Below are 22,373 nucleotides of genomic sequence, written 5' to 3'. Positions count from 1 at the left end.
GGCAGGGCAGGTGCGGCGGGGGCGGTCGGGCGGTGCGGGGAGCGGTCACCATCGCGCCAGGGCCTCTCCGGCGAGGCCGATCACGACCGGCGCGATCCCCAGGGCGAGGAAGGCCGGGAGGAAGCAGAGACCCAGCGGCGCGGCGATCAGCACCGCGGCGCGCTCCGCCTTCGCCTCGGCCGCATCGCTGAGCCCGGCGCGCAGCCGCGCCGCTTCCGACCGGGCCACCCGCGCCAGCCCGGCGCCGGTGTCGGCCGACCGCCGGGCGGCTCGGCCGAACGCCTCGAGGCCCGGCACCGACGCGACCGCGGCCCATGCCTCTGCCGGGGCCGACCCGAGCTCGAGCAGTCCCGCGGCCCGGCGGAGGCCGGTGCCGACCTCGCCCTCGATCCGCAGCGCCGCGGCCTCGGCGGCCGACGGGACCGGGAGCCCGGCCTCGAGGCAGGTGGCCAGGATCTCCCACCCCGCCGCCAGGCCACCGGCATCTCCCCCGCGGACCGGGCGCGCCATCGCCCGCGCGACCAGGACGTGCAGACCTACGGCCGCGGCCGCACCGACGACGACAGCGCCGAGGACGCCGGCCACGCCGGCCGCGGGCCCGCCGACCACTGCCCAGACGACGACGGCGACGGCCAGCCCTCCGACCGCCGTCCAGCCGCGGCGGAGGGGCAGGGCCGGTTCTGCAGCCGGCGCGGCCGTCGACACCAGACCGCTCAACCGGGCCCTGGCGCCCGGCGCGCCGCCCACCAGCAGCGCGAGGGCGAGGAGCACCAGCGCGGCGGCCAGGGAGGCGTGCGACGGATCGCGGAGACCGGCCGCGGGCGCGTCGGCCAGGGCTGCGGTCCAGGCCCGGAGATTCGTCGATGGAACGGGCGCGAGCACCACCTCCACGAGTTGCGTCCCGCCGGTCGTGGTCATCGGCTCACCGGGCCCGTCGCGATCCGGTCGCTCCACAGGAGACCGGCCAGCAGCAGACCAGAGCCGACGAGCAGCAGGACCTGACCGAGTAGCCCGCCACGCAGCACCCCGAGGGGATCGGCCCCGAGCAGATGGCCCAGGCCGAGCCCGAGCACCGGCAGCGCGGTCAGCACCCCGGCGGTGGCGCGCGGTCCGGCGAGCCTGGCACGGACCCGGGCTTCGAAGGTGAGCCGCCAGCGCAGGTCGGCGAGGGCACCGGACAGGAGATCGGCGAGCGGGGCGCCGTGCCGGTCGGCCAGGGACCAGGCGCCGGCGAGGCGGCGCAGCTCGGTCCCCACCAGGTCGGCGCGCTCGGCGCCGCCGCGGCGGAGGGCGGCCGGGACGTCGTCGCCCAGGCGGGCGGCGGCGGCCGCCGGAGCCAGCGCCGCCGCTGCCAACGGGCCGTCCGAGCGGGCGCCGTCGAGTGCGGCCGCGGGGTGTGCCCCGCTGCGGAGCTCCTCGACGATCCGCGAGACGGCCTCGGCCAGCTCGCCGGCGGCGGCGGTCGCTCCCGCCCGCTCCCGGGCCCGTGCCCGCCGGCGCCGGACCACCTCCGCCACCCCGGCTCCCGCCATTCCGCCCGCAGGTCCGCCGAGCACCAGGCCGAGCCCGGCACCGGCGAGCACGACCAGCAGCCGCAGCGGCGGGACGGCGAAGGCACGGGCCGTGGGCACCGGCGCGAGCACCCGCAGCCGACGGCGTGCCGAGGGGCCGGGCGCGCACACCAGTGCGGCCGCCAGGAGGGCCGGCACCGCCGCGCTCACGACGCACTCCACGGCGCCGGGACCCCTCGTTCGGTGAGGAAGCGGTCCAGGTGGTCGCAGTCGGCGGTCCATCCGCGGCCGCGCTCCCACACCGGCCGGACGACCACCTCGGCGGACCCGGCCGATGTCTGCCGGCCGAGCACCCCGACGGCCTCGAGCACTCGGCCGCGTGGGGTGCGCCGCATGTGCAGCACGACCTGCACCGCCGCGGCGAGCTGGCTGTGCAGGGCCGCGCGCTCCATCCCGCCGAGCGCGGCGAGCGCCTCGAGCCGGGCCGGCACCTCGCGGACCGAGTTGGCGTGCACGGTGCCCGCGCCGCCGTCGTGACCGGTGTTGAGGGCCGACAGGAGGTCGCAGACCTCGCCGCCCCGCACCTCGCCCACGACGACCCGGTCCGGCCGCATGCGCAGGGCCTGGCGGAGGAGGTCGCGCAGGCTCACGCCGCCCGCGCCCTCGATGTTCGCGGGGCGCGCGACGAGGCGGACGACCTGCGGGTGCCTCGGCTGGAGCTCCTGCGCGTCCTCGACCGTGAGGATCCGCTCGGCCGGGTCGACCGCGCCGAGCAGGGCGGCGAGGAGCGTGGTCTTGCCGGAGCCGGTCCCGCCGGAGACCAGCACCGCGAGCCGCGCCGCGACGACCGCGCGCAGCAGCTGTTCGGCGGCCGGCTCGAGCGTGCCGAGCCGGGTGAGCGAGCCGAGGTCGTGCGCGGCGGGGCGCAGCACGCGCAGCGAGAGGCAGGTCCCGTCGACGGCGACGGGAGCGAGCACGGCGTGCAGCCGCACCCCGCGGGAACCGCCGGAGCCCCCGGGACCTCCCGCGAGCCAGCCGTCGACGTAGGGGCTGGCGTCGTCGAGCCGGCGGCCCGCCGCGAGTGCGAGACGCTGGGCGAGCCGCCGGACCGCCGACTCGTCCGGCAGCCGGACCGGCGCGTGTTCGAGCCCGGCGCCCCGGTCGACCATCACGGTGCCGCCGCCGGAGACCAGCACGTCAGTGGTGCGGGGGTCGCGCAGCAGCGGATCGAGCGGGCCGGCCCCGACCAGCTCCTCGCGGAGCACCCGGAGCGCGGCGAGGACGTCGAGGTCCGAGGCGACGCCGCCGGACTCGGCGCGCACGGCGTCGGCCACGGCCGCCGGGGTGGGCTCCCGCCCGTCCTCGGCGAGCCGGGTCCGGACGCGGTCGACGAGCGCGCTCACGACGCCCGCCGCAGGCTCGGTGCTCCGGTGCCGGCCAGCGCGGAGAGCAGCTCACGGGCGGCGGTGCTGAGCGGGCCGCGCTTGCGGCCCGGCGGCACGCCCTGCTCGGTGAGCCGCGCCAACGTGCGCTCGGGCGTCATCGACGCGAGCAGCGGGAGCCCGAGCGCGTCGGCGACGTCCGACGGGGCGAGACCGCCGGGGGAGGGGCCGCGTACGACGAGACCGACCTCGCGCGCCTGCTCGGCCAGTACCGCCGCGACCCGGCCCGCCGCGGCGCAGGAGCGTACGTCGGCCGGGACGACCAGCGCGGTCAGGTCGGCGGCGTCGAGGGCGGCGACGGCCGCGTCCGTGGGGTAGCGCGGGACGTCGCACACGACCGTCTCGCCCGCCCGGCGGCCCGCGTCGAGCACGGCGGTGACGGCGCCGGCGGACGGCCCGGCCGCCGCCCGCGCACACGACAGCACCCCGAGCTCGGCACCGGACCGGCTGATCGCGGGTGCGGGCAGTGCGGCGTGCAGCGCCGAGGCGGGTACGCGGCCGTCCGTGATGGTGAGCTCCGGCCACCGCAGGCCCGTGACCTCCTCGGCCCCGAGCACCAGGTCCAGCCCACCGCCGAGCGGGTCGCAGTCCACGAGCAGGGTGCGGTCGCCGGCGGACGCCGCGACCACGGCGACCGCAGCCGCGAGCACCGACGCCCCGGCCCCGCCCTTCCCGCCGACGACGGCGAGCACCCGCCCCACACCCGTGGCCTCGCCCTGCTCGGCCGCGGCCGCGAGCCGCTGGACCAGGTGCGGCTCGGCCGCGGGCAGCTCGACGGCCTGCTCCGCACCGAGCGCGACGGCGCACTCCAGCGCCTCGATCGAGGCCCGGTCGAAGCCGACCAGCACGAGGTCGGCGCGCCGGGGCAGGCCCGCCCGCACGCAACGCCGGGCCGACTCCTCGTCGAGCAGCACGAACGGAGCACCCGGCCAGTGCCGCCGCGCGTCGGCCGCGTCGGCCGCCCGGTGCACCTCGCACCCCGCGGCCGCCGCCAGCCGGAGGACGGCGTCGAGGAGTTCGGGGTCCTCGACCATCACCAGTGTCCGCTCGCCCATCGCACGCTCCCTCCGCCGCTCCCGTCCCTCGGGGCCGATCACGAGCCTGCGGCCTCGAGGCGCGGGTGGACGGACCGATCGCAGCGCTGTGGATCGTCGGGGTCGGGTGTGGACAGATCGACCCGGAGCGGCCGTCGATCTCGGGAATCGTCGGGGTGCGGGGGCAGGATCGTGCGGGGGCGTGTGGGGGCGGGCCGACCGCGCCGGGTGGCCGCTCGCCGTCGCGACACCGACGACCGCTATCCCGACGACCGCCGTCCCGGACCACCCCGGCAGCCGCCAGCAGTCCCGCCACCACCCACCGCGCCCCGGCGGCGACGGGCGGCACCCGCGAACCCCCGACTGTTCTTCCGCGGCGCCCACCCGGCGCCCAACGCCGTACCTGCGGCCCGCAGCCCGGCCCCGCTCCGCACCTGCCCGCCGCCGTCCGGCCGTCGGGCGATCGCCCGGCAGACAGTCATGGCCCCGGGACGTACTTGCGGTTACAGTTGTCGTCGGCTCGGACCGTGTCCGAGCGGGTTCAGCTCGACCCCCCGGGGCTGAACCGCCCGACGGCCTCCGCCAATCCCCCCTGGCGGAGGCCGTCCCCATTCCGGGGCCGGCCGGGCGCCCCGTCGGGCCCGATCCGCGGGGTCTGGCAGGCTTCCCCGGTGCCCGCTCCGACCGCCCCCGCCGTGCAGCCGGCCGCTCCCCGGGCCCCGCGGCCGGCCGCCGCGTTCTTCGACCTCGACAAGACGATCATCGCCGGATCCTCCGCGCTCGCCTTCTCCCGGCCGTTCCGCCGGCGGGGCCTCATCACCCGGCGGGCGGTCCTCCGCAGCGCGTACGCCCAGCTCCTGCTGCTGTTCGCGGGGGCCGACGCCGACACGATGGACCTGCTGCGCCGCCGCATCACCGCCCTCGCGACGGGGTGGGAGGTCGCCCAGGTCCGGTCCATCGTGGCCGAGACGCTGCACGAGATCGTCGAGCCGATGATCTACGCCGAGGCCGCCGAGCTGATCACCGAGCACCACGCCGCGGGCGACGAGGTCGTCGTGCTCAGCGCGTCGGGGATCGAGGTCGTGGAACCCATCGCCGCGCTGATCGGCGCCGACCGCAGCCTGGCCACCCGGATGTCCGTGCGCGACGGCCGCTACACCGGGGAGATCGACTTCTACTGCTACGGCGAGGAGAAGGCGGTCGCCGCGCGCGCGATCGCGACCGAGCGGGGCTACGACCTGGCCGACTGCCGGGCCTACTCGGACTCGATCACCGACCTGCCGCTCCTGCTCGCCGTCGGGCACCCCACGGTGGTCAACCCGGACAAGGCGTTGCGGCGCGAGGCGGAGCAGCGGGGCTGGCCGGTGCTCACGTTCGCGGCCCCGGTCTCGCTGCGTTCCCGCCTCCGTCCGCGGGCGCCGGTCCTGGCCGTGGCGGCCGCGGGGCTGGGTCTCGCCGCGGCGGGAGGCGCCGGCTGGTGGGCGCAGCGGACCCGCGAGCGGGGCAGCCGTTTCCGCAGGTCGGACGCATTTTGACGCACGGGGCGGGCGCTCGCATCCGCCGTCCGGGTCGTGTCGCGGAGCGCTGATCGACACCCTGCGGGACTGAACCGGTGCACCTCGCCGGACCCCTTGCTGTGGTGCCACTCACGGGGTACGAATGACCTCACGGACCTCCGCGAGGCCAGGGCCGGTGCGGCAGAGAAGCACCCGACTCCCCTTCCCGGAGCTCCGTGCACGATCGCCGGGCACTCCACGCACAGCACGCCGCGGGAGGCATGTCGTCGTGGGCCTGCGTACCGGGACGCCGGACGCCGAGGCCGGAGCACGACACGTAGTGCACGCCTGGATCCCGGTGCTTCGTGCGAGTGGGCGGTGCCCCTTCCCGACACGGTGGGGGCACCGCCCCCTCTCATGTCCGGGGTCGGTCAGGCGCGGGCGTCGGCGATCGACATCCCCTCGCGGGCGCCGGCCTCCCAGGCGCGGCAGCAGTGCAGGATCCACTCCCGCAGCCCCTCCGGTGTCCCCGCGGCGAAGCCCTCGGCGGCCGCGCGGTACTCCTGCGCCCGGCGCAGGTGCCCGACCTCCGGCACGGCGAGCGACTTGGGGTCGTAGCCGGTGGCCACGGCGGTGAGCCGGGCCGCCGCGCGGGCGACGACGCCGTCGGCGGTGCCGAAGGGACGCAGCGCGAGCAGCTCCCCGTGCACCACCGCGACGACGACGGGCGCGGGCACCGAGGTCCCGCCCGTCACCAGGTCGGCCAGCAGGGACAGCCGCGCCGACGCGCCCTCGCGCGGGCGCCCGAGCCGGTCCTCGTGCTCGTCGACCGGGATCAGGTCGGTCGCCGCCAGCACGTGCAGCCGGGCCAGCGCCTGCAGCGGCGCGCCCTTCCACACCGCGAGCAGCTTCGTCGCCTCGTCGGCCACGCGGACCGCGCCGGCCAGCACCGGGTCGGTGACGTGGTCCTCCCTGGCCGGCGTGAGCGGGGCACCGTCGAGCGCCGCCGACGCCCGCGCCCCGCGCAGGGCCGCCTCGGCCGAGGTGGCCGGCCAGCCGCGCCGGTTGACCTGGTGGTTGTGCACCGGGACGAGGGCCGCGCGGGCGGCGGCGACGGCGTCGGCCACCCCGGGCAGGTCCGTCAGCGGGGCGAGCGGGTCGGTACGGGCGGGCACCGGGCCATGCTGCCACCGGGACCTGCTGACCGACCGGGTGGTGTCCTCTCCGTACTGACGGTGCGCAGCCGCATGCGGAGCACTACGTTTTCCCTGACGTGCGCGCCGCCGCTCAGCACCGGTGCGCCGAAGCGCCACGGCTAGAGGAGGGCACGAGAACATGGCCGAGTCCGGAGCGACGCTCGACAACCTCTCGACCGAGAGCCGGAGCTTCCCCCCGAGCGAGGAGTTCGCGGCGCAGGCCAACGCCACGGAGGACTGGTACGGGCGGGCGGACGAGGACCGCGAGGGGTTCTGGGCCGAGCAGGCCGACCGGTTGTCCTGGGGGACCAGGTGGGAGCGGGTCCTCGACTGGGAGGCGCCGTTCGCCAAGTGGTTCGTGGGCGGGAAGCTCAACGTCGCCTACAACTGCGTGGACCGCCACGTCGAGGCCGGCCACGGGGAGCGGGTCGCGTTCCACTGGGAGGGCGAGCCGGGCGACACCCGCACGATCACCTACGCCGACCTGCAGCGCGAGGTCTCGAAGACCGCGAACGCCCTGGCCGAGCTGGGTGTGGGCACCGGCGACCGGGTCGCGATCCAGCTGCCGATGATCCCCGAGGCCGTCTTCTCCATGCTGGCCTGCGCCCGGCTGGGCGCGCTGCACAGCGTGGTGTTCGGCGGGTTCTCGCCGGGCGCGCTGAAGGCGCGGATCGAGGACGCCGAGGCCAAGGTGCTCATCACGAGCGACGGGCAGTTCCGCCGCGGCAAGCCGACGCCGATGAAGGAGAACACCGACCAGGCGGTCGAGGACACCTCGATCGAGCACGTCCTGGTGGTCAAGCGGACCGAGACCGACGTGCCGTGGACCGAGGGCCGCGACCTCTGGTGGCACGACGTCGTCGATGCGGCCTCGGACCAGCACACGCCGGAGGACTTCGACTCCGAGCACCCGCTGTTCATCCTCTACACCTCGGGCACCACCGGGAAGCCGAAGGGCATCCTGCACACCTCCGGCGGCTACCTCACCCAGGTCGCCTACACGCACAACGTGGTCTTCGACCACAAGCCGGGCGAGAGCGTGTACTGGTGCACCGCCGACATCGGCTGGGTCACCGGGCACTCCTACATCGTGTACGGCCCGCTGGCCAACGGCGCCACGTCGGTGATGTACGAGGGCACGCCGAACACCCCGCACGAGGGCCGGCACTGGGAGATCGTGCAGAAGTACGGCGTCTCGATCTACTACACCGCGCCCACGCTGATCCGCACGTTCATGAAGTGGGGCCGGGAGATCCCGGAGAAGTTCGACCTGTCCTCGCTGAAGGTGCTCGGCTCCGTGGGCGAGCCGATCAACCCCGAGGCCTGGATGTGGTACCGCCAGGTCATCGGCGGCGAGCGCTGCCCGATCGTGGACACCTGGTGGCAGACCGAGACCGGCGCGATCATGATCTCGCCGCTGCCCGGCGTCACGGCCACGAAGCCCGGCTCGGCGATGCGCGCGCTGCCCGGCATCGGCGCCGCCGTCGTCGACGAGAACGGCACGCCGGTCGGCAACGGCCAGGGCGGCTACCTGGTGCTGGACAAGCCGTGGCCGGCGATGCTGCGCACGATCTGGGGCGACGAGGAGCGCTACCGCGACACCTACTGGTCGCGCTTCGAGGAGCAGGGCTACTACTTCGCCGGCGACGGCGCGAAGTACGACGACGACGGCGCAGTGTGGCTGCTCGGCCGCGTGGACGACGTGATGAACGTCTCCGGGCACCGGATCTCGACCACCGAGGTCGAGTCGGCGCTGGTCAGCCATCCGACGGTGGCCGAGGCAGCCGTCGTCGGCGCCTCGGACCCGACGACGGGCCAGGGCATCGTCGCGTTCGTGATCCTGCGCGGGAACGTGGCCCAGGACGAGGCGAAGGGCGAGGAGGCCATCGCGGCCCTGCGCAACCACGTCTCCAAGGAGATCGGGCCGATCGCCAAACCGCGCCAGATCATGGTCGTCGACGAGCTGCCGAAGACCCGCTCCGGCAAGATCATGCGCCGCCTGCTGCGGGACGTCGCGGAGAACCGCGAGGTCGGCGACGTCTCGACGCTGGCCGACTCCGCGGTCATGGACCTGATCCAGACCGGCCTCAAGGAGGGCAAGGGCGAGGACTGACCGCATGAGCGAACGGCGCTCTCGCTCGGTAGGTGTGAGCGAAAGTGCCGTTCGCTCATGGGTGAGGTGGGGCATCCTGCCTCCGTGACCGGTCCCGGGGAGCTCGACGACGGCGTGTTCGTGCGCCGCGGGGTCGTCGTGCCCGCGCGGGAGCTCCGCTGGCGGTTCTCCCGCTCGTCCGGCCCGGGTGGGCAGAGCGTGAACACCACCGACTCGCGGGCCGAGCTGTCGTTCGACGTCGCGAGCTCGCCCAGCCTGCCCGACGACCTGCGGGAACGGGCCCTGGCCCGGCTCGGCGGCCGGCTGGTCGACGGGGTGCTCACGGTGGTCGCGAGCGAGCACCGCAGCCAGCTCCGCAACCGCGAGGCGGCGCGCGAACGGCTCGCCCAGGCGTTGCGCGCCGCCACCGCGGCCGATCCGCCGGCGCGGCGGCCCACGCGGCCGACGAAGGGGTCGCAACGGCGGCGGCTCGACGCGAAGGCCCGCCGCGGCGCCGTCAAGAGGCTGCGGGCCCGCCCCGACGAGTGATCGCCGGTTCGGCGTCCACGATCCGGGGAAGACCACGGTGGACCGCGCATCCGCCCAGGCACCGCGCCGGTCGCCGTGGCACGATGACCACTCGCCGACCGGCCCGCGCCGGTGCGGCGGATCCGCTCGACACACGCAGGAGGCACCGCGGTGGCCACCCCGACCAGCTCCAGTGGCACGGACGTCCCGCCCGTGCTGCCGTCGATCCCGCTGTCGAAGGAGCCCGCTCCCGGCTCCGGCGAGCAGTCGATCGGCGCCCTCGTCCGCGACGTCACCACCCATGTCTCGACGCTGATCCGCTCCGAGGTGGAGCTGGCCAAGGCCGAGGTGACGACCGAGGTCAAGAAGGGTGTCCAGGGCAGCGTCTTCTTCATCGTCGCGCTGGTCATCGCCCTGTTCAGCCTGTTCTTCTTCTTCTTCGCCATCGGCGAGCTGCTGTCGATCTGGCTGAACCGCGCCGCGGCCTTCGGCATCGTCTTCGGCATCATGATCATCGCCGCGGGCGTGGCGGCGCTGATCGGCTACCTGCGGGTGAAGAAGATCCGCAAGCCCGAACGCACGATCTCCTCGCTCAAGGAGACGGCGGAGGTGCTGCAGAGCCGGGGCAGGGCCCACTCGAACGGGACGCCCCAGCTGGACGGCACCACGCGCTGAACCGGATGGGTCGGGGAGGTCCGCGGCCCGAGCCGTCGTCCGTCCGGGTCCCCGGCCCCTGGCGACACGGGTCGGTGTCCGCCAACGGCATCCGGCTGCACACCGTGGAGGCGGGCGAGGGCCCGCTGGTCGTGCTGCTGCACGGCTTCCCGGAGTTCTGGTGGTCCTGGCGGCACCAGCTCGTCGCGCTCGCGGCCGAGGGGTTCCGCACGGTGGCGGTGGACCTGCGCGGCTACGGGGACTCGGACAAGCCGCCCCGCGGCTACGACCTGTGGACCCTCGCCGGCGACGTCGCGGGCCTGATCCGGGCGTTGGGCGAGCCGAAGGCGCACGTCGTGGGGCACGACTGGGGCGGGCTGATCGCCTGGACGCTCACCGCCCTGCACCCGCGGCTGGTCCGCACGCTCACGGTGGTCGACGCGCCGCACCCCCTGGCGATCCGCGCCTCGGCGGTGCGCGACCCCGCCGGGCAGTTCCGGGCGACCGCGAGCTACGCCCTCGGGTTCCAGCTCCCGCGGCATCCCGAACGCTCCCTGCGCGCCGACGGCGGCGCCCGGGTCGAGCGGATCATGCGGGCCTGGTCGGGTCCGGACTGGCCGGACACCCCGGACTTCGCCGAGGCCGCGCGCCGCAACCGCGAGGCCATGCTGATCTCCACGGTGGCGCACTGCAGCCTGGAGTACTACCGCTGGGCGCTGCGCTCCCAGTTCCGCGCCGAGGGCCGCCGGTTCGCGGCCGCCGTCGCCCGCCCCGCCGAGGTGCCCGTGCTGCAGATCCACGGCGCGGACGATCCCTGCCTGCTGGAACGCACGGCGCAGGTCTCGCCCCGCTGGGTCACCGGGCCGTTCGTGCACCACGTCCTGCCCGGCACGGGGCACTTCCCGCACCAGGAGCGGCCGGCCGCCACCACGGCCGCGATCCTGGACGGGATCAGGCAGGCACGAGGCTGAACGCGGCCACCGCGGTGTCGGGGTAGTCGGAGAACACGCCGTCGACGCCCGCGGCGTGGAAGGCGCGGTACTCGGCCAGCACGTCGCCGTGGTCGGCCTCGCGATCGGTGCGCCGCATGCCGGTCGGCAGGAACGAGTTCTCGTTGCGGAACGTGTAGGCGTGCACGAGCAGCCCGGCCGCGTGCGCGTCGGCGACGAGCGTGGTCGGCTCGCCGTCCGGCGGGATCACCAGCTCCTTGGCGGGCCCGATGGCCGCGGCGTACTCGGCGATGCCGGCCAGCTCGGCGGGCCGGACGAGGTCGGCGAAGGTGCGCGGGTCGCCGGCGGCGACGAGGTCGGCCGGGGCCCCGACGTCGTCGAGCAGCTGGACGAGCTGCACCGGGATCTCCTCGTGCAGCGCCCGCAGGTTGGCGGTCTCGAAGGACTGCACGAAGACCGGCGAGTCCGCCCGGTCGAGGCCGTGCGCGCGCAGCGCCGCGACGAGCGCCGGTTCGCACGCCAGCCCGCGGGCGGCGAAGTACGTCGGGCTCTTGGTCTCCGGGTAGACGCCGATCTCGCGGCCCAGCTCCACGGAGAGCCGGGCGCGCAGGTCGAGGATCTCGTCGAAGGTCGGGACCGGGAACAGGCCGTCGTAGACCGTGTTCCCCTGGCGCAGCAGCGGCAGCCGCTCGACCGCCCGCAGGGTGCGCAGCTCGGCGAGGGTGAAGTCGTCGGCGAACCAGTCCTCGACCGTGAACCCGTCGATCGTGCGGACGGTGCGCCGGTCGGCGAACTCCGGGTGCGCCGCGACGTCCGTGGTGCCGCCGATCATCGGCTCGTGCCGCGCGACGAGCACACCGTCGGCCGTGCTGACCAGGTCGGGCTCGAGGTAGTCCGCACCCATCCGCGCGGCCAGCTCGTAGCCGGCGAGCGTGTGCTCGGGCCGGTGGCCGGGGGCGCCGCGGTGGGCGATGACGAGAGGGGCGCGCGTCGCGGGGGCGGTGAGCAGCGCGGTGGGCACGGGGGGTGTCCTTTCGCCGGGAAACGGCTCGTTCCCAGCCTGCGCGGACGGGGGGTCGGGGATGCGGCCGCCGGGCGTCGATCACGTGAACGCCGGGCGGCGGCTCGCGAGGCTACTCACGACGGAGGGCGACACGCCCCGGACGGGTGAGCGGGATCATGCGGCGGGGACGGGGTCCGGCGCCGCGACGTCTAGGCTCGTGCCCCGTGCGCGTACTGGTCGTCGGGAGCGGAGCCCGAGAACACGCCCTCGTCCTCGCCCTGGCGCAGGACCCCCAGGTGACGGCGCTGGCCTGCGCCCCCGGCAACGCGGGGACCGCGGCGGTCGCCGAGCAGCACGGGCTCGACGCCCGTGACGGCGCCGCCGTCGTGGCGCTGGCCCGGGAGTGGGACGCCGGGCTCGTGGTGATCGGGCCGGAGGTGCCGCTGGTCGCCGGCGTCGCCGACGCGGTCCGCGAGGCGGGCATCCCGGTGTTCGGCCCGGGTGCGGCGGCGGCCCGGATCGAGGGGTCCAAGCAGTTCGCGAAGGACGTCATGGCCGCCGCCGGCGTGCCGACGGCCACGTCGATCGTCGTGGACAACCCGGCGAACCTGGACGCCGCGCTGGCCGGCTTCACCCCGCCGTACGTCGTCAAGGACGACGGGCTGGCGGCCGGCAAGGGCGTGGTGGTCAGCGAGGACCTGGAGATCGCGCGGGCGCACGCCATGCACCTGCTGGACGAGGGACACCCGGTCCTGCTCGAGGCCTTCCTGGACGGCCCCGAGGCCTCGCTGTTCTGCCTGGTCGACGGCACGACCGTGGTGCCGCTGGTCCCCGCCCAGGACTTCAAGCGGGTCGGCGACGGCGACGCCGGGCCCAACACCGGCGGCATGGGCGCCTACGCCCCGCTGCCGTGGGCCGGCGAGGGCCTGGTCGACGACCTGGTCGAGCGGGTCGTCCAGCCGGTCGCCGACGAGCTCGCGCGGCGCGGCACGCCGTTCAGCGGCCTGCTGTACGCCGGCCTCGCCCTGACCTCGAACGGCCCGGCGGTCATCGAGTTCAACTGCCGCTTCGGCGATCCCGAGACCCAGGTGGTGCTGGCGCTGCTACGCACGCCGCTCGCCGGGGTGCTGCACGCCGTCGCGACCGGTGCCCTCGCCGACCACGCACCGCTCGAGTGGAGCGACGGCGCGGCGGTCACGGTGGTCGTGGCCGCCGAGGGGTACCCGGGCACGCCGCGGCTCGGCGACGTCATCAGCGGGGCGGAGGGCGAGGGCGTGCTGCACGCCGGCACCCGGCGGCGGGACGACGGCGCGGTGGTCTCGGCGGGCGGCCGCGTGCTGTCCGTGGTGGGCACCGGGCCGGACCTCGCGGCGGCGCGTGCCGACGTCTACCGGCGGGTGGAGGGCATCCACCTCGCGGGCTCGCACCACCGCACGGACATCGCGCTGCGGGCGGAGAAGGGCGAGATCACGATCCCCGGACGGTGATCTTCGCTTCACGCGTCCGTGGCCCAGGTTTCCGCGGTGTGTCGCCGCCGTTGCGGCCGGCCGCTCGCGAGGTCCCGAATCCGGCAAACGTGCCGGAAGTCCGGTGACCAGTGCGTAGCCCGTTCGGCCTAGCGAACTGTGCCGTGTGGCAGAAGTTGTCAGCGTGCAAACAGCGTGTAAACCCGTTCGCCGGAGGTTGATCACCGAGTCGCCGGACGGCCAGGGTTCCTCCGTCGTCGCGCACACCGTGGTGCCCGGCGTACCGAAGGAATCAGATCCCCCGAAAGCGAGATCCCATGGGTTCGCACGCTCCCCGCACCACCCGTCCGACGCTCGCGAAGCTGGGCTTCGCGGCGGTCGCCGCCCCGGCCGCGATGCTCGCGGTCGCCGGCCCGGCCTCCGCGGCCGAGCTGGCCCCGGTCGGCGCCTACCTCGACGAGAACGTCACCCACGGCACCCCGCCGCTGGAGCCGGCCCTCGAGTACGTCGACGAGACCGTCGCCGCCACCGACAAGCAGATCTTCGACGTCGTCGGTGTGCTGACGGGCCAGTTCGAGAGCTGATCCGCCGCCGGGCGGCGGACCTCTCCTGACCGTCGTCCGGCACCGGTCGCCACGGTGCCCGGGCGGGTCCCCCGAAGACCCGTCCGGAGCCGTCCGGCCTCCGCGTCCGGCACCAGGGGCTCACGGCCGGGCGTGACGCGGTGCGGTGTCCCCGGCGGCGGCACCGCACCGCCCGGACGGGAGTTTTAGGCTCGCGGGCGTGACCTCCCTGAACCCCGGGATCGCGGGCCCCTCGGCCCGGTCCGGCATCGCCCCCTTCCACGTCATGGACGTCTGGGCGGCGGCCGGCGAGCGGCAGCGCACCCGCGGTGACCTGATCAACCTCTCCGCCGGGCAGCCCTCCACCCCGGCACCCGCACCCGTCCGGGCCGCCGCCGCGGCGGCGCTGGAGACCGAGGTGCTCGGCTACACCGTCGCCCTCGGCATCCCCGAGCTGCGGTCCGGCATCGCCGCCCACCACGGGCACGCCTACGGCCTCGCCGTCGACCCCGACGACGTCGTGGTCACCACCGCCGGGTCCGGCGGCTTCCTCCTCGCCTTCCTCGCCGCGTTCGACGCCGGCGACCGCGTCGCCATGGCCCGCCCCGGCTACCCCTGCTACCGCAACATCCTCACCGCGCTGGGCTGCGAGGTCGTCGAGCTGCCGTGCGGGCCGGAGACCAGGTTCCAGCCGACGGTCGCGATGCTGGAGGAGCTCGACCAGCCGGTGAAGGGCCTGATCGTGGCCAGCCCGGCGAACCCGACCGGGACGGTGCTCGACCCGGCGGAGCTGTCCGCGCTCGCGCGCTACTGCGAGGAGCGCGGGATCCAGTTCGTGAGCGACGAGATCTACCACGGCATCGGCTACGCGGGCTCGCCCGCGACGGCCTGCGCCTGGGAGACCTCCCGCGAGGCGATCGTCGTCAACTCCTTCTCGAAGTACTTCTCGATGACGGGCTGGCGGCTGGGCTGGCTGCTGGTGCCGGAGCGGCTGCGCCGGGCCGTCGACCGGCTCGCCGGCAACCTCACCGTCTGCCCGCCCGCGCTCCCGCAGCACGCCGCCGTCTCCGCCTTCACCCCGGAGTCCTACGCCGAGGCGGACTCGCACGTGCAGCGCTACGCCGTGAACCGGGACCTGCTGCTGCGCGGCCTGCCGGCACTGGGGATCGAGCGGCTCGCGCCCGCCGACGGGGCCTTCTACGTCTACGCCGACGTCGGCCACCTCACCGAGGACTCGATGCGGCTGACCTACGAGCTGCTCGACGAGACCGGGATCGCGGTCGCGCCCGGCGTCGACTTCGACCCCGTGGACGGTCACCGGTACGTGCGGCTGTCCTTCGCCGGGGCGACCGAGCCGATCGCCGAGGCGCTCGAGCGGTTGCGGCCCTTCGTGGCGAAGCGGTCATAGTGGCCGCATGACCCGTGCGGACGCACAGCGCGAGGAGCCGCGGATCGCGGCCTGGAACCGGTGGATGGACTGGCCGCTGACCGTTCTCGCGGTCGCGTTCCTGGCCTGCTACGCGTGGACGGTGCTGGACACCTCGCTGCCGCCGGACACGCGCGCGGCCGTCGACGCGGGGCTCACCGCGGTCTGGGTCGTGTTCGGGGTGGACTACCTGATCCGGCTCGCGCTGGCCCGGCGGCGCGTGCGGTTCGTCGGCACGCACCTGCTCGACCTGGCGATCCTGCTGCTGCCGATGTTCCGCCAGCTGCGGGTGCTGCGGCTGGTCACGGTGATCAGCGTGCTGAACCGCCAGCTGCGGGACGACTTCCGCGGCCGGGTCGCGCTGTACGTGACCGGCACCGTGGCGCTCGTCGGGTTCGTCGCGGCGCTCGCGGTGTACGACGCCGAGCGCGGCGCCCCGGACGCGTCGATCACGACCTTCGGCGAGGCGGTCTGGTGGACGATCACGACGATCTCGACGGTCGGCTACGGCGACCGCTACCCGGTCACGGTCGAGGGGCGGATCATCGCGGCGACGCTGATGGTGGCCGGGATCGCGCTGCTGGGTGTGGTGACGGCGTCGATCGCGAGCTGGTTCGTGGAGAACCTGCGGCGCACCGCGGAGACGACGGCCGAGCGCACGGAGAGCGAGCTGGCCGAGTCCGAGCAGAAGATCGACCTGCTGCTCGAGGAGGTGCGCCGGCTCAGTGCGCGGCTCGACGCGCTGGAGCCGCCGGCTGCCGGACGGCCCGCTCCAGCGGTCCGATCCGATCCAGCGCCGCGCTGACGTCCGCGTCGGTGAGGTCGGCGTGGGTCATCAGCCGGACCTTCCCGGACATGGCGCTGACCCGCACCCCGGCCTCGGCGAACCGGGCGATCGTCCCGGCCAGGTCGGACACCGTGACCAGCACGATGTTGGTCTCGGGCTCCTGCACCCGCCAGCCGCGCTCGCGCAGGCCGGCGACGAGCGTGGCCGCCCGGGCGTGGTCCTCGGCCAGCCGGTCGATCCGGTCCAGCGCGACCAGCCCCGCCGCGCCCAGCACGCCGCCCTGCCGGACCCCGCCGCCGAGCATCTTGCGCAGCCGCCGGGCCTCCTCGACGAACTCGACCGACCCGGCGACGACCGACCCGACCGGTGCGCCGAGGCCCTTCGACAGGCAGACCTGCACGGTGTCGGACCCGACGGTCAGCGCGCCAGGCGGCACGCCGAGCGCGACGGCGGCGTGCCAGAGCCGCGCGCCGTCGAGGTGCACGGCGAGGCCGGCGGCCCGCGCGGCGCCGGCGACCTTCGCGTGCTCCTCGGGCCGGGTGACGGTGCCGCCCGCGGCGTTGTGCGTGTTCTCCAGGCACAGCAGTCGGGTGCGCAGCGTGTAGTACGGCCCGGCGGTGCCCGCGGCGCGGCGGACGGCGGCGGCGGAGACCTTGCCGGGTCCGGCGTCGTGGTCGAGCGGCTGCGGCATGCCGCCGGCCAGCCAGGCCGCGGTACCCAGCTCGGCGTCGAGCACGTGGGCGCCCTTCGGCGCCAGGAACGAGTCGCCCCGCTGCAGGTGCGACATCAGCGCGATGAGGTTGCCCATCGAGCCGCTCGGCGTCCACAGGGCGGCGGACGCCCCGAGGATCCCCGCGACCCGCTCCTCCAGCTCGCGGAGCGTGGGGTCGCCGTCGAGGACGTCGTCGCCCACCTCGGCGTCGGCCATCGCCGCGCGCATCTCGCGGGTCGGCCGGGTGACCGTGTCCGACCTGAGGTCGATCGGCGCGTCCGGATCCGGCCTGCTCGCCTTGGCCCGGGCGGAGACGGCCGAGGAGACGGCTCTCGCCGCAGGTCGCCGGGATCGCGTCGGGGTCCGCATCGGACGGGATTCTGTCAGTCCCTCCCACGCTCGGTCTCGCCGGGTCACGAAAAGGTCACGACGTTGGGCCGGGCGGGTGAGGTCGGCGGCGGGATGCAACCGTGGTCGGCGTCCGCACCGTCATCAGGGGTGACGAAGGGAGGGCACCGGGTGGACGACGCCGCCGAGCGCGCGTTCGCGGAGTACTTCCGCGCGCGCCGCGACGCCGTGCGCCGCACGGCCTTCCTGCTGTGCGGGGACTGGCACCGGGCGGACGACCACGCGCAGTCGGCGTTCGTCGCGCTGCACCGGCACTGGCACCGGATCCGGGATCCGCAGGCGCTCGACGCCTGGGTGCGGCGGACGCTGGTCCGGGCGGTCGTCGACGAGTCGCGCCGGCCCTGGCGCCGCGAGCGGCCGGTCGAGACCACCCCGGACCGCGCGGCCACGGGCCCGTCGGCCGACGGGGTCGCCACGCGGACGGCGCTGGTCGACGCGTTGCGCGCGGTGCCGGCCCGGCAGCGCGCGGTCCTGGTGCTGCGGTACCTGGAGGGACTCGACGTCGCGGCCACGGCGGAGGCGCTCGGCTGCTCGACCGGCACGGTGAAGAGCCAGACCGCGCACGGGCTGGCGGCGCTGCGGGCGATCCTCGGGGACGCGCTCGACGACCTGCGGGCCGCCGGATGAACGGGACGAGGAGGTGACCCGGATGGAGAACGACGACGACCGGCTGGCGGCCGCCTTCCGGGCCGCCGTGCAGGACGCGCCCGAGGCCGGCTTCGACCACGAGGACGTGCTCGCGGGCTCGCGGCGGCTCGCCCGCCGCCGCCGGATGCTGGTCACCGGCGGTGTCGCGGCCGCGGTGATCGTGCTGGCCGGCGGGGTGACGACCGGGGTCGTGCTGACCCGCGACGGGGGGACCCTGACCTCGGCGGCGGCCCCGGCGCCCGAGCGGGCCGAGCAGGCGGGACCCGGATCGGCGGCCGACGCGGCGGCACCGCGGGCCGCGGCAGCCCCGTCGGCACCCGGATCGGGAGCGCCGCTGGGCCCGGCCGCGGGGGACTGCGTGAACCCGCAGGACCCGGAGCTGCGGGCGCTGGCCGACGCGGCGCTGCCGGGGCTGGCCGGCGCGCGGGAGGCGCCGACCACGATGATCTGCCGGCCCGGGGGCGGTCGCGAGGTGAACCTGGAGGTGACGGACGGTGCACTCACCGGCCTGTTCACCGTCGTCTACACCCCGGCGGGGCAGCCGCCCGCCCAGACCGCGACCGCCGTCGGCTGGGTCACCGCGGAGGTGCCGACCGCCTCGGGCGGCACCGTGGTGGTGACCTCGCGCGGCGACGCGGACTCCGGCGGTGTCCCCTTCGCCGACGACGTCCGGCCGCTGGCGGAGGCGCTCGGCCCCCGGCTGTGAGCGGGGGAGCACAGGGCAGACTGGCGGCGTGACCACGGAGAAGGGCGAGCGCCGCCGGCAGGCGCTCACCGAGGCCGCGGGCGAGCTGCTCCGCGAGGGCGGCTTCGGCGCCGTCCGGCACCGTGCGGTCGCCGAACGCGCCGGGCTCCCGCTCGCCTCCACGACGTACTACTTCGACTCGCTCGACGAGCTGGTCACGGCCGCGGTCGAGCTCACCAGCCGGCAGGACCTCGCGGCCGGCCGTGCGGAGCTCGACGCCGGCACCGAGCCCGACCCGCTCGAGCTGGTGCTCGACCAGCTGCTGGGCCGGGACTCCCGCAAGGGCGGGCTCGACGCGGTGCTGCTGCGCTACGAGCAGCTCGTCGGGGCCGGGCGGCGGCCCTACCTCGCCCCGCTCATGCGCACCCTGCGCGCCGAGCTCGACGGCCTGCTCACCGAGGCCCTGGCCCGCGCCGGGCACCGGCTCGACGCGGACGGACTGCGGCGGGTGATCGAGGTCGTCGACGGCGCGGTGCTGTCCGCGCTGATCGAGGCCGACCCGGACCCGCGGGCCACCGCGCGGGCGGCGCTCCTGCGCGTTCTGTAGCCACGTACCCTGGTCAGACGTGATCCCCAACGTGCTGGCCGCGCGGTACGCGAGCCCCGAGCTGGTCGAGATCTGGTCGCCCGAGTACAAGATCGTGCTGGAGCGGCGCCTGTGGATCGCGGTGCTCAAGGCGCAGCGCGATCTGGGTGTCGACGTGCCGGAGCAGGCGGTCGCCGACTACGAGCGCGTGGTCGAGCAGGTCGACCTCGCCTCGATCGCCGAGCGCGAGCGCGTGACGCGGCACGACGTGAAGGCCCGGATCGAGGAGTTCAACGCCCTCGCCGGCCACGAGCAGGTGCACAAGGGCCTGACCAGCCGCGACCTCACCGAGAACGTCGAGCAGCTGCAGATGCGGCTGTCGCTGGAGCTGGTCCGGGACCGCACGGTCGCGGTGCTGGCCCGGCTGGCGCGGCGGGCGTCGGAGTACGCCGAGCTGGTCATGGCCGGCCGCAGCCACAACGTCGCGGCCCAGGCCACCACGCTCGGCAAGCGCTTCGCCTCCGCCGCCGACGAGCTGCTCGTCGCGTACCGGCGGCTGGAGGAGCTGCGGGCCCGGTACCCGCTGCGCGGCATCAAGGGCCCCGTCGGGACCGCGCAGGACATGCTCGACCTGCTCGACGGCGACGCGGCCAAGCTCATCGACCTCGAGACGCGCGTCGCCGACCACCTCGGTTTCGCAGGCGTGTTCACCAGCGTCGGGCAGGTGTACCCGCGCTCGCTCGACCACGACGTCTGCTCGCTGCTCGTGCAGCTGGGCGCGGCGCCGTCGTCGCTCGCCACCACGATCCGGCTGATGGCGGGCCAGGAGCTCGCGACGGAGGGCTTCAAGCCCGGCCAGGTCGGGTCGAGCGCGATGCCGCACAAGATGAACACCCGGTCCGCCGAGCGGATCAACGGGCTGATGGTCGTGCTGCGCGGCACGGCGTCGATGGCGGCCGAGCTGGCCGGCGCGCAGTGGAACGAAGGCGACGTGTTCTGCTCCGTCGTCCGCCGGGTAGCGCTGCCCGACGCCTTCTTCGCCCTCGACGGGCTGTACGAGACCACCCTGACCGTTCTCGACGAGTTCGGCGCCTACCCGGCCGTGATCGCCCGCGAGCTGGACCGCTACCTGCCCTTCCTCGCCACCACCAAGGTGCTGATGGCGGCGGTGCGCGCCGGGGTCGGCCGGGAGACCGCCCACGAGGTGATCAAGGAGCACGCGGTCGGCGTCGCCCTCGCCATGCGGGAGAAGGGCCAGCAGGACAACGACCTGGTCGAACGCCTGCAGGCCGACGAGCGGCTCGGGCTCCCCGCCGGCCTGCTCGACGGGCTGCTCGCCGACCCGCTGTCCTTCACCGGCGCCGCGACCGCGCAGGTCGCCGCGGTCGTCGCGCAGGTCGCGGAGATCACCGACGCGCTGCCCGAGGCCGCGGCCTACACCCCCGGAGCGATCCTGTGAAGCTGCTGCACTCCGGCAAGGTCCGGGACATCTACGAGGACCGGGGCGACATCGTCCTGGTCGCGTCGGACCGGCTCTCGGTGTTCGACGTCATCCTCCCGACGCCCGTGCCGGACAAGGGCAAGATCCTCACCTCGCTCTCCCTGTGGTGGTTCGACAAGGTCGCGGACCTGGTGCCGCATCACGTCCTGAGCTCCACGGACGTCCCCGCGGAGTTCGCCGGGCGGGCGGTGCGGTGCAGGCGGCTGGAGATGCTGCCCGTCGAGTGCGTCGCCCGCGGCTACCTGACCGGCGGCGGGCTCACGGAGTACCGCGAGACCGGCACCGTGTCCGGGATCGCGCTGCCGCCCGGGCTGGAGGACGGGTCGCGCTTACCGGAGCCGATCTTCACGCCGTCGAGCAAGGCGCCGAAGGGGCAGCACGACGAGGCGATCACGTTCGCGCAGGTCGAGGACCTGGTCGGGGCCGAGACCGCGGCGCGGATCCGGGACCTCACGCTCGAGGTCTACCGGATGGGCGCGGAGATCACGGAGAAGAACGGGATCCTGCTCGCGGACACCAAGCTGGAGTTCGGCCGGGACGCCGACGGGCGGATCGTGCTGGGCGACGAGGTGCTCACGCCGGACTCGTCGCGGTTCTGGCCCGCCGACCAGTGGGAGCCCGGCCGCCCGCAGTACAGCTTCGACAAGCAGTACGCGCGGGAGTGGGCGCTGTCCACCGGCTGGGACAAGACCGAGCCCGGCCCCGCGGTCCCGCCGGAGGTCGTCGCGGCCGTCCGCGCCCGCTACGCCGAGGTCTACGAGCGGATCACCGGCACCCCCTGGAGCCCGTGAGTGGCGATAGTCGCCATAGCGACGATTGCCACTCACGACGAGGTCCGGCGCCGTTCACCTGCGGAGCGTTCCCTTCGGGGCATGCCTGCCCGACTGGTCGTCTCGTTGTCCGGGCTCACCGACGCCCGGTCCGACGCCCTGCCCCGCGCCCGCGCGCTGGCCGACGACCTCGACCTGCGCGGCGTCCCGCTGACCCACCTGGTGCAGCCCGCCTCGCCGGACGGGCCGCCGTCGCCCGAGCTGCTGGCCTGGCTGCGCGACCGCGCCCGGGGTGCCGACGAGCTCGCCCTGCACGGCTACGACCACACCCCGGACCCCGCGCGGCGCGGGGGCGTCGGGCGCAAGGGCGAGTTCGCCGCCCTGCCCCGGCACGAGGCCGGCCTCCGGCTCACCGCCGCCCGGCGCGCGCTCACCGGGCTCGGGCTCGGCACCGCCGTGTTCGCCGCGCCGCGCTGGCTCGCCTCGCCCGGCACCGTCGAGGCGGTGCGCGAGCAGGGCTTCCGCATGTGCCTGGACGAGGGCGGCGTCCACCTCTTCGACGACGGCGTGCTCCTGCGGGCCCGCGCCCTCGGTTTCCGGCTCGACGCCGTGGTGTCCGGCGACGAGCGGCGGCGGGCCGAGGCCTGGCGCTGCCGGCTGCTGCACGCCGAGGCCGTGCGGATCGCCCGCCGCGCCGGTGTCGTGCGGATCGGCGTGCGCGCCAAGGACCTCCGCCGCCCCGACCGGGTCCGCACGGTGCTGGGGACGGTCGACGCCGTCCTCGCCGAGGGGGCCTGGCCCGCCACCTACGCCGCGCTGTCCGCGGCCGCCCCGGCGGCCCGCACCGCCTGAGGCCCCGACGGCCCTGGCGCTTCCACGATCGTCGGAGGACCCTGTCCGGCTCCCGCACGACCG

General features: G+C 75.5%; 22 protein-coding genes. 15 read left to right on the top strand and 7 right to left on the bottom strand.

Annotated elements, in window-relative coordinates; all coding sequences use genetic code 11:
- Positions 1 to 45: 45 nt before the first annotated feature.
- From AB0B41_RS12600 to ssd, 4 genes are read right to left on the bottom strand one after another with little or no spacing between them, the layout of a single operon-like run.
- Positions 46 to 918 (bottom strand): type II secretion system F family protein, encoded by an 873-nt coding sequence (locus tag AB0B41_RS12600; protein ID WP_358202141.1) that lies wholly within the window; start codon positions 916 to 918, stop codon positions 46 to 48.
- On the bottom strand, positions 915 to 1,721 hold the full coding sequence (locus AB0B41_RS12595; protein ID WP_358202138.1) for a type II secretion system protein: 807 nt from the start codon (positions 1,719 to 1,721) through the stop codon (positions 915 to 917). The genes AB0B41_RS12600 and AB0B41_RS12595 overlap by 4 nt, the downstream gene beginning before the upstream one ends.
- Positions 1,718 to 2,914: a TadA family conjugal transfer-associated ATPase gene (locus tag AB0B41_RS12590; RefSeq protein WP_358202136.1), complete on the bottom strand. Its 1,197-nt coding sequence runs from the start codon at positions 2,912 to 2,914 to the stop codon at positions 1,718 to 1,720. Before AB0B41_RS12590 ends, AB0B41_RS12595 begins: the two co-directional genes overlap by 4 nt.
- Complete coding sequence (gene ssd, locus AB0B41_RS12585; RefSeq protein WP_358202133.1) at positions 2,911 to 4,008, bottom strand: septum site-determining protein Ssd; 1,098 nt, start codon at positions 4,006 to 4,008, stop codon at positions 2,911 to 2,913. The genes AB0B41_RS12590 and ssd overlap by 4 nt, the downstream gene beginning before the upstream one ends.
- 650 nt (positions 4,009 to 4,658) lie before the next feature.
- Here ssd and AB0B41_RS12580 point away from each other — a divergent pair.
- Positions 4,659 to 5,522: an HAD family hydrolase gene (locus AB0B41_RS12580; protein ID WP_358202131.1), complete on the top strand. Its 864-nt coding sequence runs from the start codon at positions 4,659 to 4,661 to the stop codon at positions 5,520 to 5,522.
- A 392-nt stretch (positions 5,523 to 5,914) separates the two neighbouring features.
- On the opposite strand, the gene AB0B41_RS12575 is transcribed toward AB0B41_RS12580, so the two are convergent.
- Positions 5,915 to 6,658, bottom strand: a complete 744-nt coding sequence (locus AB0B41_RS12575) for an oxidoreductase (protein ID WP_358202129.1) — start codon at positions 6,656 to 6,658, stop codon at positions 5,915 to 5,917.
- A 160-nt stretch (positions 6,659 to 6,818) separates the two neighbouring features.
- On the opposite strand from AB0B41_RS12575, the gene acs reads away from it, so the two are divergent.
- The 4 genes from acs (at position 6,819) to AB0B41_RS12555 (ending at position 10,924) form a co-directional block, all read left to right on the top strand.
- Positions 6,819 to 8,792 carry an acetate--CoA ligase gene (gene acs / locus AB0B41_RS12570; RefSeq protein WP_358202126.1) on the top strand — a complete coding sequence of 658 codons (1,974 nt, stop codon included), beginning with the start codon at positions 6,819 to 6,821 and terminating at the stop codon, positions 8,790 to 8,792.
- Between the two features lie 84 nt (positions 8,793 to 8,876).
- Positions 8,877 to 9,320 (top strand): alternative ribosome rescue aminoacyl-tRNA hydrolase ArfB, encoded by a 444-nt coding sequence (gene arfB, locus AB0B41_RS12565; RefSeq protein WP_358202124.1) that lies wholly within the window; start codon positions 8,877 to 8,879, stop codon positions 9,318 to 9,320.
- Between the two features lie 150 nt (positions 9,321 to 9,470).
- Positions 9,471 to 9,974 carry a phage holin family protein gene (locus AB0B41_RS12560; protein WP_358202122.1) on the top strand — a complete coding sequence of 168 codons (504 nt, stop codon included), beginning with the start codon at positions 9,471 to 9,473 and terminating at the stop codon, positions 9,972 to 9,974.
- A 5-nt stretch (positions 9,975 to 9,979) separates the two neighbouring features.
- The gene (locus AB0B41_RS12555) at positions 9,980 to 10,924 is read left to right on the top strand and encodes an alpha/beta hydrolase (protein ID WP_358202120.1); all 945 of its coding nucleotides are present in this window, start codon (positions 9,980 to 9,982) and stop codon (positions 10,922 to 10,924) included.
- Here AB0B41_RS12555 and AB0B41_RS12550 read toward each other — a convergent pair.
- Entirely contained in the window at positions 10,905 to 11,924 is a 1,020-nt protein-coding gene (locus AB0B41_RS12550) for a glycerophosphodiester phosphodiesterase (RefSeq protein WP_358202118.1), read from the bottom strand. The genes AB0B41_RS12555 and AB0B41_RS12550 overlap by 20 nt on opposite strands.
- A gap of 206 nt (positions 11,925 to 12,130) precedes the next feature.
- On the opposite strand from AB0B41_RS12550, the gene purD reads away from it, so the two are divergent.
- The 4 genes from purD to AB0B41_RS12530 all read left to right on the top strand — a co-directional run bounded on the left by purD (position 12,131) and on the right by AB0B41_RS12530 (position 16,166).
- Positions 12,131 to 13,393: a phosphoribosylamine--glycine ligase gene (gene purD / locus AB0B41_RS12545; protein WP_358202116.1), complete on the top strand. Its 1,263-nt coding sequence runs from the start codon at positions 12,131 to 12,133 to the stop codon at positions 13,391 to 13,393.
- A 296-nt stretch (positions 13,394 to 13,689) separates the two neighbouring features.
- Complete coding sequence (locus AB0B41_RS12540; RefSeq protein WP_358202114.1) at positions 13,690 to 13,956, top strand: hypothetical protein; 267 nt, start codon at positions 13,690 to 13,692, stop codon at positions 13,954 to 13,956.
- A 265-nt stretch (positions 13,957 to 14,221) separates the two neighbouring features.
- Complete coding sequence (locus tag AB0B41_RS12535) at positions 14,222 to 15,343, top strand: pyridoxal phosphate-dependent aminotransferase (RefSeq protein ID WP_358202167.1); 1,122 nt, start codon at positions 14,222 to 14,224, stop codon at positions 15,341 to 15,343.
- Positions 15,344 to 15,350: 7 nt separating this feature from the next.
- Positions 15,351 to 16,166 (top strand): ion channel, encoded by an 816-nt coding sequence (locus tag AB0B41_RS12530; RefSeq protein WP_358202111.1) that lies wholly within the window; start codon positions 15,351 to 15,353, stop codon positions 16,164 to 16,166.
- Here AB0B41_RS12530 and AB0B41_RS12525 read toward each other — a convergent pair.
- Positions 16,084 to 17,229 carry a GntG family PLP-dependent aldolase gene (locus AB0B41_RS12525; protein ID WP_358202110.1) on the bottom strand — a complete coding sequence of 382 codons (1,146 nt, stop codon included), beginning with the start codon at positions 17,227 to 17,229 and terminating at the stop codon, positions 16,084 to 16,086. The genes AB0B41_RS12530 and AB0B41_RS12525 overlap by 83 nt on opposite strands.
- Before the next feature lie 150 nt (positions 17,230 to 17,379).
- Here AB0B41_RS12525 and AB0B41_RS12520 point away from each other — a divergent pair, with 150 nt between their 5' ends.
- The 6 genes from AB0B41_RS12520 to AB0B41_RS12495 all read left to right on the top strand — a co-directional run bounded on the left by AB0B41_RS12520 (position 17,380) and on the right by AB0B41_RS12495 (position 22,310).
- Positions 17,380 to 17,895, top strand: a complete 516-nt coding sequence (locus tag AB0B41_RS12520) for a SigE family RNA polymerase sigma factor (RefSeq protein ID WP_358202165.1) — start codon at positions 17,380 to 17,382, stop codon at positions 17,893 to 17,895.
- 22 nt (positions 17,896 to 17,917) lie between these two features.
- On the top strand, positions 17,918 to 18,622 hold the full coding sequence (locus AB0B41_RS12515) for a hypothetical protein (RefSeq protein ID WP_358202108.1): 705 nt from the start codon (positions 17,918 to 17,920) through the stop codon (positions 18,620 to 18,622).
- Between the two features lie 28 nt (positions 18,623 to 18,650).
- Entirely contained in the window at positions 18,651 to 19,208 is a 558-nt protein-coding gene (locus AB0B41_RS12510) for a TetR family transcriptional regulator (protein WP_358202106.1), read from the top strand.
- 19 nt (positions 19,209 to 19,227) lie between these two features.
- On the top strand, positions 19,228 to 20,646 hold the full coding sequence (gene purB, locus AB0B41_RS12505) for an adenylosuccinate lyase (RefSeq protein ID WP_358202104.1): 1,419 nt from the start codon (positions 19,228 to 19,230) through the stop codon (positions 20,644 to 20,646).
- The gene (locus tag AB0B41_RS12500; protein WP_358202102.1) at positions 20,643 to 21,479 is read left to right on the top strand and encodes a phosphoribosylaminoimidazolesuccinocarboxamide synthase; all 837 of its coding nucleotides are present in this window, start codon (positions 20,643 to 20,645) and stop codon (positions 21,477 to 21,479) included. Before purB ends, AB0B41_RS12500 begins: the two co-directional genes overlap by 4 nt.
- 81 nt (positions 21,480 to 21,560) lie before the next feature.
- Complete coding sequence (locus AB0B41_RS12495) at positions 21,561 to 22,310, top strand: DUF2334 domain-containing protein (protein WP_358202100.1); 750 nt, start codon at positions 21,561 to 21,563, stop codon at positions 22,308 to 22,310.
- Positions 22,311 to 22,373: the final 63 nt, after the last annotated feature.

It is taken from the genome of Pseudonocardia sp. NPDC049154, assembly GCF_040648315.1.
Taxonomy (GTDB): domain Bacteria; phylum Actinomycetota; class Actinomycetes; order Mycobacteriales; family Pseudonocardiaceae; genus Pseudonocardia.
The sequence above is the reverse complement of the archived record's forward strand: the minus strand, read 5'-3'. Positions and strand labels throughout refer to the sequence as shown.